Annotated in this window: 13 protein-coding genes; 7 read left to right on the top strand and 6 right to left on the bottom strand. The window is 71.4% G+C overall.

The window, feature by feature from the left end; all coding sequences use genetic code 11:
- The first annotated feature begins 280 nt into the window (after positions 1–280).
- Positions 281–646, top strand: coding sequence for a YkvA family protein (locus tag ABZ801_RS03710; protein ID WP_344953032.1), 366 nt, complete (start codon positions 281–283; stop codon positions 644–646).
- 20 nt (positions 647–666) lie between these two features.
- Here the strand turns inward: ABZ801_RS03710 and ABZ801_RS03715 are convergent, their stop codons facing one another.
- On the bottom strand, positions 667–1,440 hold the full coding sequence (locus tag ABZ801_RS03715) for an IclR family transcriptional regulator (protein WP_360692279.1): 774 nt from the start codon (positions 1,438–1,440) through the stop codon (positions 667–669).
- A 299-nt stretch (positions 1,441–1,739) separates the two neighbouring features.
- On the opposite strand from ABZ801_RS03715, the gene ABZ801_RS03720 reads away from it, so the two are divergent.
- From ABZ801_RS03720 to ABZ801_RS03745, 6 genes are all read left to right on the top strand, one after another.
- The gene (locus tag ABZ801_RS03720; protein ID WP_360692282.1) at positions 1,740–3,047 is read left to right on the top strand and encodes a hypothetical protein; all 1,308 of its coding nucleotides are present in this window, start codon (positions 1,740–1,742) and stop codon (positions 3,045–3,047) included.
- A 196-nt stretch (positions 3,048–3,243) separates the two neighbouring features.
- Positions 3,244–3,495, top strand: coding sequence for a zf-TFIIB domain-containing protein (locus ABZ801_RS03725; RefSeq protein ID WP_360692285.1), 252 nt, complete (start codon positions 3,244–3,246; stop codon positions 3,493–3,495).
- Positions 3,496–3,829: 334 nt separating this feature from the next.
- On the top strand, positions 3,830–5,638 hold the full coding sequence (locus ABZ801_RS03730; RefSeq protein WP_360692288.1) for a fatty acyl-AMP ligase: 1,809 nt from the start codon (positions 3,830–3,832) through the stop codon (positions 5,636–5,638).
- Between the two features lie 77 nt (positions 5,639–5,715).
- A complete protein-coding gene (locus tag ABZ801_RS03735; protein WP_360692291.1) occupies positions 5,716–8,385 on the top strand; it encodes an MMPL family transporter in 2,670 nt (889 codons plus the stop codon).
- Positions 8,386–8,543: 158 nt separating this feature from the next.
- Positions 8,544–9,266, top strand: a complete 723-nt coding sequence (locus ABZ801_RS03740) for an SDR family oxidoreductase (protein ID WP_360692294.1) — start codon at positions 8,544–8,546, stop codon at positions 9,264–9,266.
- Positions 9,256–9,786 (top strand): MarR family winged helix-turn-helix transcriptional regulator, encoded by a 531-nt coding sequence (locus tag ABZ801_RS03745; protein WP_360692297.1) that lies wholly within the window; start codon positions 9,256–9,258, stop codon positions 9,784–9,786. Before ABZ801_RS03740 ends, ABZ801_RS03745 begins: the two co-directional genes overlap by 11 nt.
- 161 nt (positions 9,787–9,947) lie before the next feature.
- Here ABZ801_RS03745 and ABZ801_RS03750 read toward each other — a convergent pair whose 3' ends face one another.
- The 5 genes from ABZ801_RS03750 to ABZ801_RS03770 form a co-directional block, all read right to left on the bottom strand.
- A complete protein-coding gene (locus tag ABZ801_RS03750; RefSeq protein WP_360692300.1) occupies positions 9,948–11,303 on the bottom strand; it encodes a PP2C family protein-serine/threonine phosphatase in 1,356 nt (451 codons plus the stop codon).
- Between the two features lie 449 nt (positions 11,304–11,752).
- Entirely contained in the window at positions 11,753–12,082 is a 330-nt protein-coding gene (gene cutA / locus ABZ801_RS03755) for a divalent-cation tolerance protein CutA (RefSeq protein WP_360692303.1), read from the bottom strand.
- 299 nt (positions 12,083–12,381) lie between these two features.
- Positions 12,382–13,026 (bottom strand): HAD family hydrolase, encoded by a 645-nt coding sequence (locus ABZ801_RS03760; protein ID WP_360692702.1) that lies wholly within the window; start codon positions 13,024–13,026, stop codon positions 12,382–12,384.
- A gap of 159 nt (positions 13,027–13,185) precedes the next feature.
- The gene (locus tag ABZ801_RS03765; RefSeq protein WP_360692306.1) at positions 13,186–14,427 is read right to left on the bottom strand and encodes a glycosyltransferase; all 1,242 of its coding nucleotides are present in this window, start codon (positions 14,425–14,427) and stop codon (positions 13,186–13,188) included.
- 9 nt (positions 14,428–14,436) lie between these two features.
- Positions 14,437–16,428 (bottom strand): DHA2 family efflux MFS transporter permease subunit, encoded by a 1,992-nt coding sequence (locus tag ABZ801_RS03770; protein WP_360692310.1) that lies wholly within the window; start codon positions 16,426–16,428, stop codon positions 14,437–14,439.
- Between the last annotated feature and the right edge of the window lie 241 nt (positions 16,429–16,669).

Below are 16,669 nucleotides of genomic sequence, written 5' to 3' on the forward strand. Positions count from 1 at the left end.
ATCATGTTTCCAGCGGACGGCGATTAATGCGGCCGAATCCCCGTAGCTCGTACGACCTAGTGACGCATTCCTCACTTCGGGTAACCCAAGCGGCTCCACCAGGGCAGGAGTGCGGGTGTCGGGGGCGGGGACATGCGTCGCGTCCCCGTTGTGGGGGGACGAAACTCGGCCCGGGGGAACAAGTCTGGCGAATCGGGCGTCCAACAGTGGAGGGCGGCAGGTGGGTCCGGCCGGCCGCGCCCGGACACCGGCCAGACGAGAGGCGGACGAGGGAGAGCCTGTGAACAGCAAACGCAGAGCGGCGGCCGCGGGCCAGGCATGGCACATCTACAGCCAGACGCTCGGCCCCGACACCCCCGGGCTCCTGACGCGGATCCGCGCGGTGCCGCGCATGCTCAAGGCCGTCCTGCGCGGCGAGTACAAGGGCCTGCCGTACCGCACCCTGGGCCTGCTGGCGGTGGGGCTGGTCTACATCCTGTCCCCGATCGACGCCGTCCCCGAGATCCTGGTGCCCGTCGTCGGGCTCGCCGACGACACGGGCGTCGCGCTGTGGCTGGCGGCCGTGCTGGTCAAGGCGGCGGGCGACTACGTGAACTGGGAACGCGGCGGACGCCCGACGGTCGTCGTCGGCGACGTCATCGACTAGCGGCCCGCACGGACCGGGGCTCAGGACGGGCCGAGATCGCGGGTGAAGCGTTCGGCCGCGGCGCGCATCACCGGCACGATGTCGGTGACGGCCTCGGCGGTCAGCCGCACGGACGGCCCCGACACCGAGATCGCCGTCAGCGTGGGCGCACCGGGCAGCGGCACGGCCACGCAGCGCACGCCGACCTCCTGCTCCTCGTCGTCCACCGCGTAGCCGCGTTCGCGGACGCGCGCCAGCTCCGCCACCAGCGCGTCGGCGTCGGTGATGGTGCGCGGCGTCTGGGCCGCCATGCCGGTGCGCGCGAGGATGCCGCGCACGGTCGGCTCGGGCAGCAGCGACAGCAGCGCCTTGCCCACGCCCGTGCAGTGCGGCTGGACGCGTCGTCCCACCTCGGTGAACATGCGCATGGAGTGCCGGGACGGTGCCTGCGCCACGTAGACGACCTCGTCGCCCTCCAGGACGGCCATGTTGGCGGTCTCGCCGACCTCGTCCACCAGCCGGGCCAGCGCCGGCCGCGCCCACGTGCCCAGCAGGCGGCTGGCGCCCTCGCCGAGCCGGATCAGGCGCGGGCCCAGGGCGTACCGCTTGGACGGCTCCTGCCGGACGTACCCGCGGTTGACCAGCGTCCGCATCAGCCGGTAGATCGTCGGCATCGGCAGCCCGGACACCTCGGTCAGCTCCGACAGCGCCATCTCGCCGCCCGCGTCGGCCAGGTGCTCCAGCAGCTCGAAGGCGCGCTCCAGGGAGCGGACGGCCTGGGCACCGCCCGCCTGGGCGTTCCCGGCCTGCGCCACCGGCGGCTCCTTTCTCGCGACCGTCCGATTCTACGGAGAGTCGATTTCGGTGCGCGAAAGAGACGGCGTATGTTACGCAGAGTGATCCACTGGAAATAATCTTCTGAGCCCGGCGCCGACCGGCGCCGTCCCCCCGGGCGGAGGAGGCCGCAGACGAGGGGGAGCGGGTGCCTACCGGGGAACGTGTCGTGTTCGGACGCGCCCGGGCCCGGCGGAGGGCCCGGCTTCGCACGTGGTTGCGAACCCGGCTTCGTGGCCGGTGGCCGGTCCGGCTGCCGAGCAGGCGGTGGGGCGTCGCGATGCTCGGGGGAGCGCTGGCCGTCCCCCCGGTTCTGCTCACCGGCCCGCATGCGGACGCCGGCGATGTGCGGCTGACCGCCTCGGCGACATTGGTCGGCGCCCGCACGCTCGCCCGCGAACGCGTCCACACCTACGCGTTCACGGTGCGCGCCCACGGGGGCAGGGCCCGGAACGTGTGGCTGAGCCTGTCCGCGCCCAGACCGTTGTCGTGGGGGCGGCATCCGTCGCAGTGCGCGGCGGCGGGGCAGCGGCTGCGATGCGTGCTGGGGGACGTCGAGCGGTCACGGCGGCTGCGCGTTGACGTCCGGGTTCCGCGCGCGTCCCGCCTGGCCCGCCTTCCCGCGCTCACCGCGCTGGTGACGGCGGGCAACGCCGACCGGCCGTCCCGGGTGCGGATCGCGCCCCCGCCTGTGGGCCTCCCGGCGGACGTGCCTCCGGTGCCGAAGGTTCCGAAGATGCCGAAGATGCCGAAGGCGCCGGACGGGCCCAAGACGCCGCCCGAACTGGACTCCCCGGGCCGGCCTGACGTGACGATCTCGACGCCGAGGCCCGAGAAGCCGCACAAGCACGTCCCCAAGCACAAGCACAAGCTCAAGTACAAGGACAGGTCGAAGAGCGGGCACAAGCCGAAGGGCCAGCACAGGCCCAAGGGCGGGCACAGGCCGAAGCTCAAAACCGGTGAGGCGCCCAACGTCGCGGGCGCCCCCGAGAAGCCGAAGAGGCCGTCCACGAAGCACAAGCGGCCCACCCCGCACGCGACGTCGACGTTGAAGGGCGGGCGCGAGCCCTCGGGGAAGGTGCCGCCTTCCGGCCTGGTGCCCGTCCCGCAGCCCACACAGGGCACCGCGCCGAGCCACGCACCCAGCCACGCGCCGAGCAAGGCACCGGACCAGGCGCCGAGCGCCGGGCCGAGCAGCGCGCCGAGCAAGGCACCGAGCAACGCGCCGGACAACGCACCGAGCCAGGCGCCGGAAGCCGCGCCGGGAACCGCGCCGCCGCCGTCGTCGACGGATGCGGACCGGCCGTCGCCGGGCGCGGGCCAGCCGATGCCGCCCATGCCGTCCGCGTCGCCGCCGTTCGTGGCGCCGCCCGACGGTCGGCTGCCGCTGGCCGGCAACGGCATGACGCTGATCTCGCCGACGGGTCTGTACGGGCAGACCGGGACGCCGTGGCTCGTCGTGCTCGGCATGGTCGTGGTCGCCGAGGTGGCGCTGCTGTGGCTGGCGACGTGCCTGGCGCTGCTGCGCAGCCGTCTGACCGAGTCCATGGCGGTACGGGCCGCCCGGCGCTCGCAGGACGACCTCTGACGGAGGGGCGCGGGAGCCGCGAGGTTGACGCGTGCGTGTCGTCACCCGGGTGACGGCCGTCCGAACGCGACACGGGTGAACGGACGGCTTCCGGATCGATGGACGTCACATCGGTCGGACCATACCAAAACGGTAATTGCCTCACTAAGCTATCCGGCTAACAGTAAACGCCCTCGTTGCGGACAGGGGATCCGGTATGTCAGAGGCGACGTTGCAGTGTCCCAAGTGCGATTCGTCCCTTCACACCCATGAGCGGCATGGCGTCATCATCGAGGAATGCCCCGGGTGTCAGGGGGTGTTCCTCGACCGCGGCGAGCTGGAGCAGCTGATCGACGCCGAGAGCCGGTACCTGGCCGAGCTGTCGGACGGGGAGAATCCGCAGACCACCTACCAGGGGAGGCACCGCCGGGGCATCGTCCAGCAGATCTTCTCGGGCGGTGCCGGCTGACCGCTGCCGTCGACGCGAGGGACCGCGCCCGCGCCGGGTCTCCGGGGCGGTGGCCGGGAAGCGGTCGAGAACGGCGCGCGCACCCAGGGTGACCGTTTCCGGGAAACGCATATCGGCCGGTAATTCCGCTTGTCATCCGGGTGATAAATCGTGCTTGCAGTAATGTGCCGCGCACGCGTGTCACTCTTCTGTACCATCGGGTAACTTCGCGCTGCACGATCACCGCCGCGTGCCCCCGGAGGGCGCCGGACGCCGGGAGGCCGGCCGGGACCAGCGGAGCCGGCCGGACCTCCGTCCGACGCCGCACGCGGCCCTTCCCCCCCGGAGATGATCTATGGCACTGGGCTCGCTGCTTCCCGAACTGGCGCCCGGCGGTTCGGGCCGTACCCCCCTGATCGAGCGGGTCGCCCGGTGGGCCGCGGACAAGCCGGACGCCCCCGCCTTCACCTTCGTCGACTACTCCCTCGACCCCGCGGGGGTGCAGGTCACCGCGACGTGGGCCGACACGCACCGGCGCGCCCGCGCCATGGCGACACGGCTGCGCGCCGCCGCCGAGCCGGGCGAACGCGCCGCGCTGCTGCTGCCGCAGACGCTCGACTACATGATGACGATGCTCGGCGCGATGTACTCGCACGTGGTGGCGGTGCCGCTGTTCTCGCCGGACCTGCCCGGGCACGCCGAGCGGCTGCTGGGCGCCTACGCCGACGCCGCGCCCGCCGTGATCGTCACCTCGCGGGACGCGCTGCCGCACGTGGAGAAGTTCCTGGCCGACAACGACGTGCCGCGGCCCCGCGAGATCGTCTTCGCCGACGAGGTGGACGAGGCGCTCGCGGGCGACTGGCGCGACGAGCCGATCGGTTTCGACGACCTGGCGTACCTGCAGTACACCTCCGGCTCGACCCGCCGCCCCGCCGGGGTGGAGATCACCCACGGGAACGTGACGGCCAACGCGGCGCAGCTGTGGGCGGGATGGGCGCCCGAGCGGCCCGACCCGGAACTGGTGAGCTGGCTGCCGCTGTTCCACGACATGGGGCTGATCGCCACGATGGCGCTGCCGATGGTGAACGGCGACCACGCCATCTACACCGACCCCGTGTCGTTCGTCATGAACCCGATGCGCTGGCTGGAGCTGATCGCCGAGCGGCCCAACAAGAACGTCTACACGGCCGGGCCGAACTTCGCCTACGAGTACGTCGCGTCCCAGGCGACCCCCGAACGGCTCACCGGGCTGGACCTGTCCGGCCTGGTGACCTGCCTCAACGGGGCCGAGCCGATCCGCACGTCCACGCTGTCGGTGTTCGCAGGCACGTTCGGCCCGGCGGGGCTGCGGCCGGGCGCGCAGGCCCCGGGGTACGGGCTGGCCGAGGCGACGGTGTTCGTGTCCGCCGCCGCCGACGACGCCCCGCCCACGGTCGTCCACGCCGACCGGGAGGCGCTGACGCGCGGCGAGCTGGTCCTGTGCGCCGAGGGCTCCGACCGCACCGGGGCGCTGGTGTCGTGCGGACGTCCCGTCGGGCAGATCGTCGCGATCGTCGACCCGGAGACCCGGCGCGAACAGCCGGACGGGCGGGTCGGCGAGATCTGGGTGCACGGGCCCAACACCGCGCACGGCTACTGGCGCAACTCCGAACGCAGCCGGGAGACCTTCGGCGGCGAGCTGGCCGAACCGGGCGACCTGCCCGCCGGGCCGTGGCTGAAGACGGGCGACTACGGCGTCGTCCACGAGGGCGAGCTGTACGTGACGGGCCGCATCAAGGACCTCATCATCGTCGACGGCCGCAACCACTACCCGCAGGACGTCGAGGTCACCGTGCAGGAGGCGCACGACGCCGTCCGACCCGACCACGTCGCGGCGTTCTCCGTCCAGGGCGACGACTCCGGGGAGCTGCTGGTGGTGGTGGCCGAACGCAACCGCCGCGTCCCGCTGGCCCGCCTGGACCTGGCGGAGGTGGAGAACGCCGTGCGCGCCGCCGTCACCGTCGAGCACGAGATGAGCGTGCACGACTTCCTGCTGGTCGAGCCGGGCGCGGTCGTCCGCACGTCCAGCGGCAAGATCGCCCGCTCCGCCACGCGGCAGCGGTATCTGGACGGCGCGCTGCCCACCACCCGGCAGCGGCTGGAGTCGCGCCGCAAGGACGGTTAGCCTCGGCCCCGGCCGCCACCCGGCCGGGGCCACGGCCGCCGGACCGCAACCGGCGGCCCCGACAACACGGGAGGACCATGCTCGCCGGGCTGGGGCGTGTCATCCACCGACGGCGCTGGACCTGCCTGGTGCTGATCCTGCTGGGCACCGTGCTGGCCGGCGGCTGGGGCCTGGGCGTGTTCGAGCGGTTCAAGCAGGGCGGCTTCGAGGACCCCAAGGCGTCGTCCACCCTCGTCGCCAAGCTGGGCGCCACCTACTTCGGCAGCACCAACCCCGACGTGCTCGTCCTGTACCGCAGCGACACCATGACCGTGGACGACCCCCGGTACATGGCCGCCGTGGTCACGACCGTCGCGCGGCTGCCCACCGACCGGGTGGCCGAGCAGATGTCGTACTGGTCGTTCGAGGGCGACGACGCGGACTCGTTCGCCTCCCGCGACCGGCACCAGACGTTCGTCGCCATCAAACTGCGCGGCTCGGACGACGCCGCCAAGGCGCGCGACTACGAGGCTGTCAAGGATCGGCTGGACGCACCCGGCCTCGACACCCGGCTGGGCGGCAGCGTCCCGCTCGGCCTGGAGTTCGGCGAGCAGGTGGTGGCCGACATCGTGCGCGCCGAGACCATCACCGCGCTGCCGCTGCTGATCCTCCTGCTGCTGCTCTTCGGCGCGATCACCGCGTCCCTGCTGCCGATGGTCGTGGCGCTGTTCTCCATCGTCGGCGGCCTGGCGGTGCTGCACGCCGTCACCTACGTCACCGACGTGACGTCCTTCGCGCTGGAGGTCGTCACGATGATGGGCGTCGGGCTGGCCATCGACTACTCGCTGTTCGTGGTGTCCCGGTTCCGGGAGGAGCTGGCGCACGGCATGGCGGAGCGCGGCGTCCCCGACGGCAAGCCGTGGAAGTCCGCCGGCGACCGCCGCGAACGCCGCGCCGCCAGGAAGGCGTACCGCAAGACGCTGGACCCGATCCGTCAGGCCGCGCTCGCCCGCACCCTGGCCACGGCGGGACGCACCATCGTCGTCTCCGGCGTGACGGTGTCGGCGGCGCTCGGCGGCCTCCTGCTGTTCCCGCAGATGTTCCTGCGGACGATCGGCCTGGCGGGCATAGCCACCGTGCTCGTCGCCGTGTTCGGCGCGACCGTCCTGCTGCCGACCACGCTGGCGTTGCTCGGCCCCAGGGTGGAGTTCGGGCGCATGCCATGGCGGCGTCCCGGGCGCGCGCGGCGCGACCCCGACTCAGGGTTCTGGTACCGGCTCGGCCACAGCGTGATGAAGCATCCGCTGCCGTACTTCGCGGTGACGCTGGCGATCCTGGGCGTGTTGTTCGGGCCGTTCCTCAACGTGCAGTTCTCCAGCGTGGACGCGCGCGTCCTGCCCATGGACAGCCCCACCCGCGCCGTCGTCGAGACGGTCAAGCGCGACTTCCCCAACGGCTCGGCCGAACCCATCGACGTCGTCGTCTCCGGAGACCTCGTCCCGCGCAACTGGCGGCCCACGCGCCAGGGCGACAACATCCCGCCCTACCTGGAGAACTTCCGCAAGAGCCTGGCCGCCCTGCCGGGCGTGACCGACGCCCGCTTCACCGGCTACTCCGGCACCTACGGCGGCGTGCGCGTCTCCGTCACCCACCGGTACGAGCCCATGGCGCCCCAGGCGCAGGACCTGGTGAAACGCATCCGGGCGATGGAGCTGTCCAAGGACGGCTACCCGTTGCACATCGACGTCGGCGGCAGCACGGCCGGGCAGATGGACCTGATGTCCAGCCTCATGCGCAGCCTGCCGAAGATGGCGGTGTTCGTGGGCGTGGCCACGTTCCTGCTGCTGTTCATGTTCTTCGGCTCGCTCGTCCTGCCGCTCAAGGCGATCGTGATGAACGTGCTGTCCATCGGCGCGTCGTTCGGCGCGATCGTGTGGGGCTTCCAGTACGGCCACCTCGCCGGACTGCTCGACTTCACCCCCACCGGCGGCGTCGAGGCCACCAGCATGATCCTCATCCTGGCGGTGGTGTTCGGCCTGTCCATGGACTACGAGGTCTTCCTGCTCAGCCGCATCCGCGAGGAATGGGACCGCACCCGCGACAACCGCACCGCCGTCGCCGTCGGCATGCAGCGCACGGGCGGCATCATCACCAGCGCCGCCCTGCTGTTCCTCGTCGTCATCGCGGCGTTCAGCACGGCCGGCATCACCGTGGTCAAGCTCATCGGCGTCGGCATGTTCGTGGCGGTGGTGGTGGACGCGGTGCTCGTCCGATCCCTGCTCGTCCCCGCCACCATGCGCTTCATGGGCGCCGCCAACTGGTGGCTGCCCGGCCCCCTGGCAGGCCTCCACTCCCACATGGACCTCCGCGAACGCGACGACGCACCCACCCCCGCCCCTGCACCTTCGCCCGCACCCGCACCCGCACCCCAGGCGTCCAAGCCACCGTCTCCCATCCCCCTGCAGTGGGAACCCGCCCCCGAACCACCTCCCGCAACACAGCACGCCGGGGCCTCGGCAACGAGCACGAACGGCATGGCCGACCCCGCTGAGCGCGCGCGTGCGTCTTCCGGTGTTGCACCCACAGGGCGAGCACGCACGCGCGAGGGCGCCAACGGTCATGCCCGCAATGGCGTGCGGAAGGACGGGCCGTGGCGTCCCTGGGCGAACGGGCAGCCGACGCCACCGCAGCGGCAGACCGTCCAGAGCAAGCGGGAAATCGTGCCGGCCCCGGACGGAACCGGATGGCGCTGGAAGGACGACATGTAGCCACTGCGCCTGCCGTCGGAGGGTGCATGACTCGCCAGCCGCAGGCGCGCCCACGACGGCGTTGTGAAGGCGCACCCTGACATCGCCGTCCTTCGGGAGCAATGCCGTTCGGATCTCCCTGTAGGGTTGAGTTTAGACCTAAACTCAAGGGAGGTTGCATGACGCGCACGATCGTGGTCAGCGGCGGCGGCACCGGCATCGGCAGGGCGGTGGCGGCGCGCTTCGCGGCCGACGGGGACCGAGTGGTGATCATCGGCCGCCGCGCGGACGTACTGGAGAAGACGGCCGGGGAGCTGGGCGGCACCGCGCTTCCGGCGGACCTGAGCGAGCCGGCGGAGGTCGAGCGGGTGCGCGCCGTCCTGGCCGATCGCTTCGGTTCGATCGACGTGCTGGTCAACAACGCGGGCGGCAATGTCGAATGGCGCGGCGGCCGCGACGGCGTCGCGGAGCGGTGGACGGGCAACTTCCGGGCCAACGTGCTGACGGCGGTGCTGCCGACCGAGGCGTTCCGCGATCTGCTGAACCCGTTCGGGCGGATCGTGTTCATCACCTCGATCGCGGCCCTGCGCGGGTCGGGCGGCACCTCGTACGGCCCGATGAAGGCGGCCCTGCATCCGTACGCGTTCGACCTCGCCGCCGCCCTCGGGCCGCGCGGCGTCACGGTGAACGTGGTCGCCCCGGGGTTCATCGAGGACACCGAGTTCTTCGGCGGCGCCCTGGACGACGAACGCCGCGCGACGCTCGTCGCCCAGACCCACACTGGCCGGCCCGGGACGCCGCAGGACGTCGCCGAGACCGTGCACTGGCTCGCCTCGCCCGGCGCCGGGCACGTCACCGCGCAGATCATCCAGGTGAACGGCGGAGCCGAACGTGGCCGCTGAGCCGCCGCGCGACCACGCCGACGCCATCCAGGACGCCTGGCGGCGCGAACTGCCGGGCGTCCCGGTGGAGTCGATCGGGGTCATCACCCGGATCTGGTGGGCCGCCAAGGTCTTCGGCGACGAGCGCCGCCGTCTCCTCGCGAATCTCGGCGTGGACGTCGCGACGCTGGACCTGCTGTCCACGCTGCGGCGCGCCGGCCCGCCGTACCGGATGAGCCCGGGGGAGCTGGCCGAGGCGTGCATGGTGACGCGCGGCGCGATCACCCAGCGGGTGGAGCGGGCGGTCAGGGCAGGGCTGGTCGAACGGACCACCACCGGGTCGGGCTACCACGCACGCGCGGTGACCCTCACCGACGCGGGCAACGCCCTCCTCGACCGCGTCGTCGCCGACCTGCTCGCGGCCGAAGACCGCCTCATCGGCCACCTCGCCCCCGAACGCCGCGAGCAACTCGCCGACCGGCTCCGCGAACTGCTCGCCGGCCTCGGCGGCCCCACCCTGACCGGCCAGGTCGGAGACTGACCCCGCCCCCGACGAACTCGCGCAGCGTATTGGCCGACGATCACACGCCGATGCGGCGCGGGCTGCGGCTGCTCCTGAACGCCAACCGGCCCCGACCCTCCACGGCCGGTAGGCGGTCAGGCCCGCAGCCGTGCGCGGACCAGCGCCAGTCCTGATTTCCGTCACTCAGCGTGGTTGGACGTTGAATTGGGCAGCGTCTGAAAGGAGTTGTGGACGGAACCCGTGGGGATGGTGGGCCGCCATTCGGTGAGCAGGACGGTGGCGTCGTCGCTCAGCGATCCGCCCCTCTGTTCGCTGAACAGGCCATGGATGAGGCGGCGTAGCGCCTCGGGCGCGGACATGCCGGCCGCGGTGGTCCGGATGATCGTGTCGGCCAGCCGGTCCACTCCGAACTGCTCGCCTTCGGGGGTCCGTGCTTCGGTGACGCCGTCGGTGTAGCACAGCAGACGGTCGCCCGGCTGCAGCGTCTCGCAGCGGACGCGCGGCCTCGCGCCCTCCAGCAGCCCCATGGGCGGGTCGGGGGCACCGGGCAGTTCTTTGACCACCCTGTTCCGGCGGATCAGCAGCGGCGGTGGGTGACCGCAGTTCACCCACTCCAGCCGGCCGGTCCCCGTATGCAGATTGATCAGCAGGCCGGTCATGAACCGCCATTCCGGAGAGTGCTCACGGATCGCGGTGTCGGCGAGCAGGGCGATGTCGGTCAGGCCGCCGCCGGCGCGGCGGGTGCTGCGGCAGGAGGCCAGACCCACGGCTGCCACCAGCCCGGCCACCAGGTCGTGCCCGGCGGCGTCGAACAGCGAAAGGTGCACCGTGTGGTCCATGCTGGAGAAGTCATAGGCGTCCCCGCCGAGCCGGTAGACCGGTTCGGCGGCGGCGGAGATCACCACGTCCTCGGTGGCGTAGGTCTGGCCGGGCATGAACGCCCACACCATCTCGGCCGACAGATGCATCGGCTCGCGGCGGCGCACCTGGTCGAAGGCGTCGCTGTGGACGCCATAGCTGGCCACCAGCAACCCCACCATCCCGGCGAGCAGATGGCATCGTTGCAGCACCTGCTCGTCCAGATGCTCGAGCACCAGTTCCAGCACACCCAGCCGAGCGGTACCGTCCAGCAGCGGCAGCCACACACGATGCTGCCGCACCGGCTCATCCACCAGGGTCACCTCGCCGGGTGTGTCGCTGTCTTCGGCCGTCACCACGGTCAGCTTCCGGTAGGCCAGCCCGGCCACCGTGCCCTCGATCCGCACCACGCCGCGATCCGCCACTATGGCGCCCGGATCGCGCACGTCCACCTCGTCACTGATGTCGGCGACGACGTCGGCGTGCGAGGGCAACGGCACGAGCACCGTTTCCTGCAGATCGGCCAGGTAGACCACCGCACGCCGGACACCCAGCGGCTGGGCATGCTCCATGATCACATCGGCGAGCTGAGCGGGCGGCTGGACCCGTGCCACCCGCAGCACCTCGGCCAGCACCCGTTCGCCCACCGACAGATCGGCAGATGCGCCACCGTTCATGGCCTCAACCCGCAACGACCGATTGATACGGCCACCAGTTCCGCCGCCACGCCCTTCACCAGGCGAAACCGTTCCCTACCCACACTACGCGCGTCTAGCACCAGTAGGAGCGACACCGACGGCACCAGAGGCCGTCTGCAAAAAATCAGCGCGCTCCCCCGGTGAGGCGCTGAAACAGGATCATGCTCATCCCGGCCGCGCCGGGCCACGGGCCGCCGTCCATAGCCCGGCGGCTCCCGGTCGGCGCCGGGGTAAGCCGCGCGGCCGCTCCCCCCGCCGCCTGGACGTCCGCCGCGCCGCCGACCTGGGCGGCGGGGCGGGGTGCTGCCGATCACGCCGCCGCACCACGCGACGCGCGCACGTGCGGCGCCGCGCGAGGCGGCGGCCGGACGCCGCGCTACGGGATCAGGCGGACCCCCGAGCCCGGGAACTACGGGACGGCATCCGGGCTACGCACCTGGAGCTCGCGTCTCCTCGTCCATCCATTCCAGGTACGACGCCAGACCAGCGTTGATCGGCACGGAGATGATCTCCGCGACAGCGTAAGCGTGCAGGTCGTGAATGTGGGTTTCCAGTTCGGGGTACCGGTCGGCGGTCGTCTTGATGAGCAGGAGGTATTCCTCGTCGACGCGGACTTCGCCCTTCCAGCGGTAGGTGCTCGTCATGGGGCCGACGACCTGAGCGCAGGCCGCGAGATGCGCGTCGATGACAGATCGAGCGATTTCGAGCCCCTTCTCACGAGAGGGAATGGCGGTCTGAACCTGTACGTACTCGCCCATACTCCCGCAATGCCCGCAACAATGTCGTTCCAAGCAGGCGGCCACTCGCCGAGCTCGACCGTCACCTGCCCGATCTGCTCGGCACCCTTACCAGCGCCTGCCGGCCGACCACCACCCGGTTGACGTCGCGCTCGGGCATAGAACGCCCGTCGATCAGGAACACGCACCGCTCCGCCGTGGCGTCCCAGCGAATCGTTACGGAATCCGTCGAGCGAGCCGCGGGGGGCCGGGGGACGCCGAGAACCTTCTCGTCCTCGCGTACCTCCACCGACGCGCTGAGTGTCCATGGCCCATGAGCGTCACTCGCTCTTGATCAGTTCGGGTAGCTCGGTGAGGCGGTCGATGCGCCAGTCCGCCGCCTGTACCGTCACAGGGTCTTCGGCCCACAGGTATCCCCACGGTCCGCGGCGTATCAGCGCGGTGCGCAGGCCCGAGGCCTTGGCGGGCACGGCGTCGTTGTCTCGATGATCGCCCACGTAGAGAATCTCGCTCGGCGCACCCGGTGCCCAGTCGATCAGGCGGGCGAAGAACCGGGGATCGGGCTTGGCCACCCCCCACTCCCCAGAGGTCGCGACGGCGTCGACCGGCAGATCGAGGGCGCGCAGCAAATCAGCGGCGCGCGCCGTCTGGTTGCCTGCCACCCCCACCCATACACCCATGGCGCGCAACTCGGCGAGCGCGGGCCGGACGTCCGGGTATAGGTCTTGGTCGGCGATCTGCTCACCGCATCCTGCGGCCTCGCGTGCCCGGCGCTCCGCTGCTACGTCGAGGTCCGGCCGGATGAGTCGTAGGGCATCGGCATTGTCACGTCCCTGTGCGGTGACAGCGCCCACGAGTGCCGACAGGGTGTGCAGCGGCACGCCGATCCACTCCGCCCAGGCCCGCCACTCGCGCGTGTCGTCCAAAAGTGTCTCGCCGACGTCGAACACCACAGCGCGAATCACGACGACCACCCTACGCTCAGGATCCAACTCTGAGCGTGATTCGACCGAGGATCTGGCGGATGCGGGGTCCGGGCCACTTAGTGAGTTCGCCAGTGCGGCGCGGCCTGTGGCGGCGAAGATGCGCCGTGTCCGGTGTCGCTGCGGCGGCGGCCGATGTCGTCAGAGGGTGTCGATGATGTTGCAGGCTTGGGTGAGGCCGTCTTCGGTGCGGATGCGGCGGCCCAAGGTGGTGGCGCGTTGCCAGATGTCCTCGTCCTGGACGGCTTGGCGGATTGCCTGGGCCAGGCGCGGGACCGTCAGGGTGCGGAACGGGACGGGGCGCGGGCCGGCGCCCAGGGCGGTGACGCGTTCGGCCCAGTACGGCTGGTCGCCGAAGAACGGGCACACCACCGTGGGCACACCCGCGCGAAGCCCGGCGGCCGTGGTGCCCGCGCCGCCGTGGTGGACGACGGCCGCTGTCTGGGGGAACAGCCACGAGTGCGGCACGTCCCGTACGGCGAGAACGTCGTCGTCCGATGTGGACGGGTCGCCTTGGACGATGCCGCGTACGCCGGCCACGCGCAGGGCGGTGCGGACGATCCGGTCGGTCATTACCGGGTCCTTGGGGACCATGCTGCCGAAGCCCACGTAGACGGGTGGCGTCCCCGACGCGAGGAAGTCCGTCAGGTCGGTGGGCGGCTGCCAGGACGGCTCGTCCAGGAACCAATAGCCCGTCACATGCACGTATCGGGGCCAGTCGCGGGGGCGAGGGACGACGCTTGGGCTGAAACAAGCCAGCACGGGACGGGCCTCCCGGCGAGCCTCATGCATGGGGCCGCGTACGGACAACTCCGGTAGGGCGAGGGCGTTGCGGCGCCACGGGTTGATGAACGGACGGGACAACTGCCAGGCGAGCTGGTCGACGGCCAGGAAACTCGCCCGGTTGCCCAAGGCGCCGAGCATGCGCGCCTGCGGAAGGAACGGGTGCGGGAACGCGCCCGTGGGCTGGCTGGGCTGGAAGTGAATCAACGCCCAGGGGATCCCCAGGTGTTCGCCTAGGTGGCGGCCGAGCAGGCCCAGTGTGGGGCTGAGGATGAGGTCGGCGTCCTTGCAGGCGTCCTGGCATTCGTTCAGCAGCCGTTCGGCCAAGGGGCCGAGGATGCGCCGGAAGCCGCCGAGGAACGCCACGGGGTTGCGGCCCCCGGCGAGCAGTTCCTGACCCGCGTCCGAGTCGAGGATCTCGGTGGGGTCGGCGGTGAGCGGCGCCAGATCGAGCCCGGCGGCGACGGCGAGGGGGGCGTAGCGTCCACTGGCGACCAGGCGGACGTGATGGCCGCGGGCGGCCAGCGCCCGGCCGAGCGCCGCACACGGCTGGACGTCGCCGCGCGACCCCGCAGCGAAGATCACGATTCGGCGGCTCAACGGTCCTCCTTACCAGGCGTCGCCGCGGCGGGGGACCTCCCACTCGCCCCACGGATCGGTGTCGTCCTCGGGGACGTACGGGTGGTACCAGCCTTCGGGCGGCGGAGGGAAGGGACTACGCCGCCCCACCTCCCCAGTCGCCACAACATCTGAGCGGGCCGGCACCGCGTCACGAGGCTGCGGCACGTCCGGCGGCAGTTCGGCATTGTCGAACGGCACGGCGCTGCGGGACGGGAGGACATCGTCGGGGGGCAGGGCCTCCCAGCGCGGCCTGGGCCCGCTTGGTGGCAGGGCGTCACGGGCCCGGACGGCGCCTCGGGGCGGTAGCGCGTCATGAGGCGGTCCGGCGTCACGTGGTATCGCTCCGCGCGCGGACACATCGTCAGGCGGCACCACTTCGGTGGGCGGTGCGGCGTTGCGGGGCCGTGGCGCGTCCGGGGGGTGCACGGCTTCGGACGGCGTCACCTTGCGGCGTGTCAAGGCGTCCTGAGGGAGTGCTCCGTCGGGCGGCGTCGCATGGCGGGGTAGCGGGTTTTGTGTGGTGGGGATGGGGGCGGTTAGGGCGGGTTCGGGGGTGGGGGTGGTTTCGGGGGGTGTGGAGTGTTTTCCGTGTTTGGGGCCTAGCCAGCCGCGTTTGCTGGGGAGGGTCAGGCCGCAGATGAGGCCGCCGATCAGTACGGCGGCGGCGCCGACGATGAGGCCGGAGGCGGTGCCGTCGCGGAAGGTCTCCAGGCTTTCGGCGCTCGCGCCCGCCTCCGGGACCTCGTGCACGAGCAGGCCGACGATGGCGATGCCGAACGCGCCGGACGCCTCGCGGATCACGTTGATGATGCCGCTGGCCACGCCGGCCTGGTGCTCGGGCACGGCCTTGAGCACGTACATCACCAGGGGCATGCCGAGTGCCGCCCCGGCGCCGACGATCATCACGCCGGGCATCAGTTCGGCGTAGCCGTCGCCGCGTCGCAGGGTGGAGAACAGGAACATGCCGAACGCCATCAGCGCCATGCCGCCGCCGATGGCGCCGCGCGGTCCGATCTTGGCGGCCAGCCAGAAGCCCACCGGGGTCAGCACCATGATGGCGATGGACGGGGGCAGCATGACCAGGCCCGCCTCGGGCGGGGTGAAGCCCAGGTAGCGCTGCAGGAACGTGGCCGAGTAGAAGATCATGCCGTTGAAGCCGATGCCGTAGAGCATCTGCGACAGAAGGCCCCCGGTGAACACCCGGTTGCGGAAGAACCGCAGGTCGATCATGGGGTCGGGGGCCCAGCTCTCCACCGCGACGAAGCACACCAGGGCGATCAGCACCAGGGCGAACACGCTGAGGACGGAGGGGTCGGTCCAGCCGCGTGTGCGTCCCTCCTCCAGCCCGTAGGTGAAGGCGAACAGCATGGTCGCGGAGATCAGCACGCCGGGCAGGTCCACCCGGGCGTCGGCGTTCTCGCCGTGGCCGGTCAGCACGACCAGGCCGAGCAGGATGACCAGGACGCCGGGCACGATGTTGATGAGGAAGATCCAGCCCCAGTGCCAGTGCTGGACGATGAGCCCGCCGATGGTGGGGCCGAGGGCGGTGGCGGTCGAGCCCGCGCCCACCCACACGATCATGCCGAGGGAGCGCTGTTTGTCGGTGCGGCCCACGGTGACCATGACCTGCGTGGCGGGCAGCGCGAGCGCGGCGCCGGCGCCCTGCGCCACGCGGGCCAGGATGAGCAGGGTCGCGTCGGGCGCCAGGCCGCAGGCGGCGGACGCCGCCGTGAACACCGTCATGCCGGACACGAACGTGACCCGGCAGCCGTAGACGTCGGTCAGCCGCCCGCCCGCGATCATCAGGCAGGAGAACATCAGGATGTAGCCGGTGGCCACCCAGTCCTTGGCCGAGGTGGACATGTCCAGGTCGGCCATGATCGTGGGCAGGGCGTTGGCGACCACCGTGTTGTCCATGGTGATCATGAACGCGCTGACGGCGACGACCGCCAGCGCCCATCTGTATCGGCCGCGGGTCAACGCACCTGCGCGGCGCCTTTCCCGCGGGCCCGGACGCCGGGCCGGGATGCGGAGAAAAAGGGCCGCTTCCCCCTACGAATGACTATTGTGACTAATTGTTTGCGGGTGGTTACCGTTCCTTGTGCTCGGACCGGGTCGTCCAACTATCCCATGAGGCCACAGCGGCAGGCGTGGGGTCTTGTCATGGCGGTGACAAGGAAACCCCGAAGAAAGTGGTCTGGATGCGCATCGTGGGCCGGTG

It is taken from the genome of Actinomadura sp. NPDC047616, from assembly GCF_040642915.1.
Lineage (GTDB): Bacteria > Actinomycetota > Actinomycetes > Streptosporangiales > Streptosporangiaceae > Spirillospora > Spirillospora miaoliensis.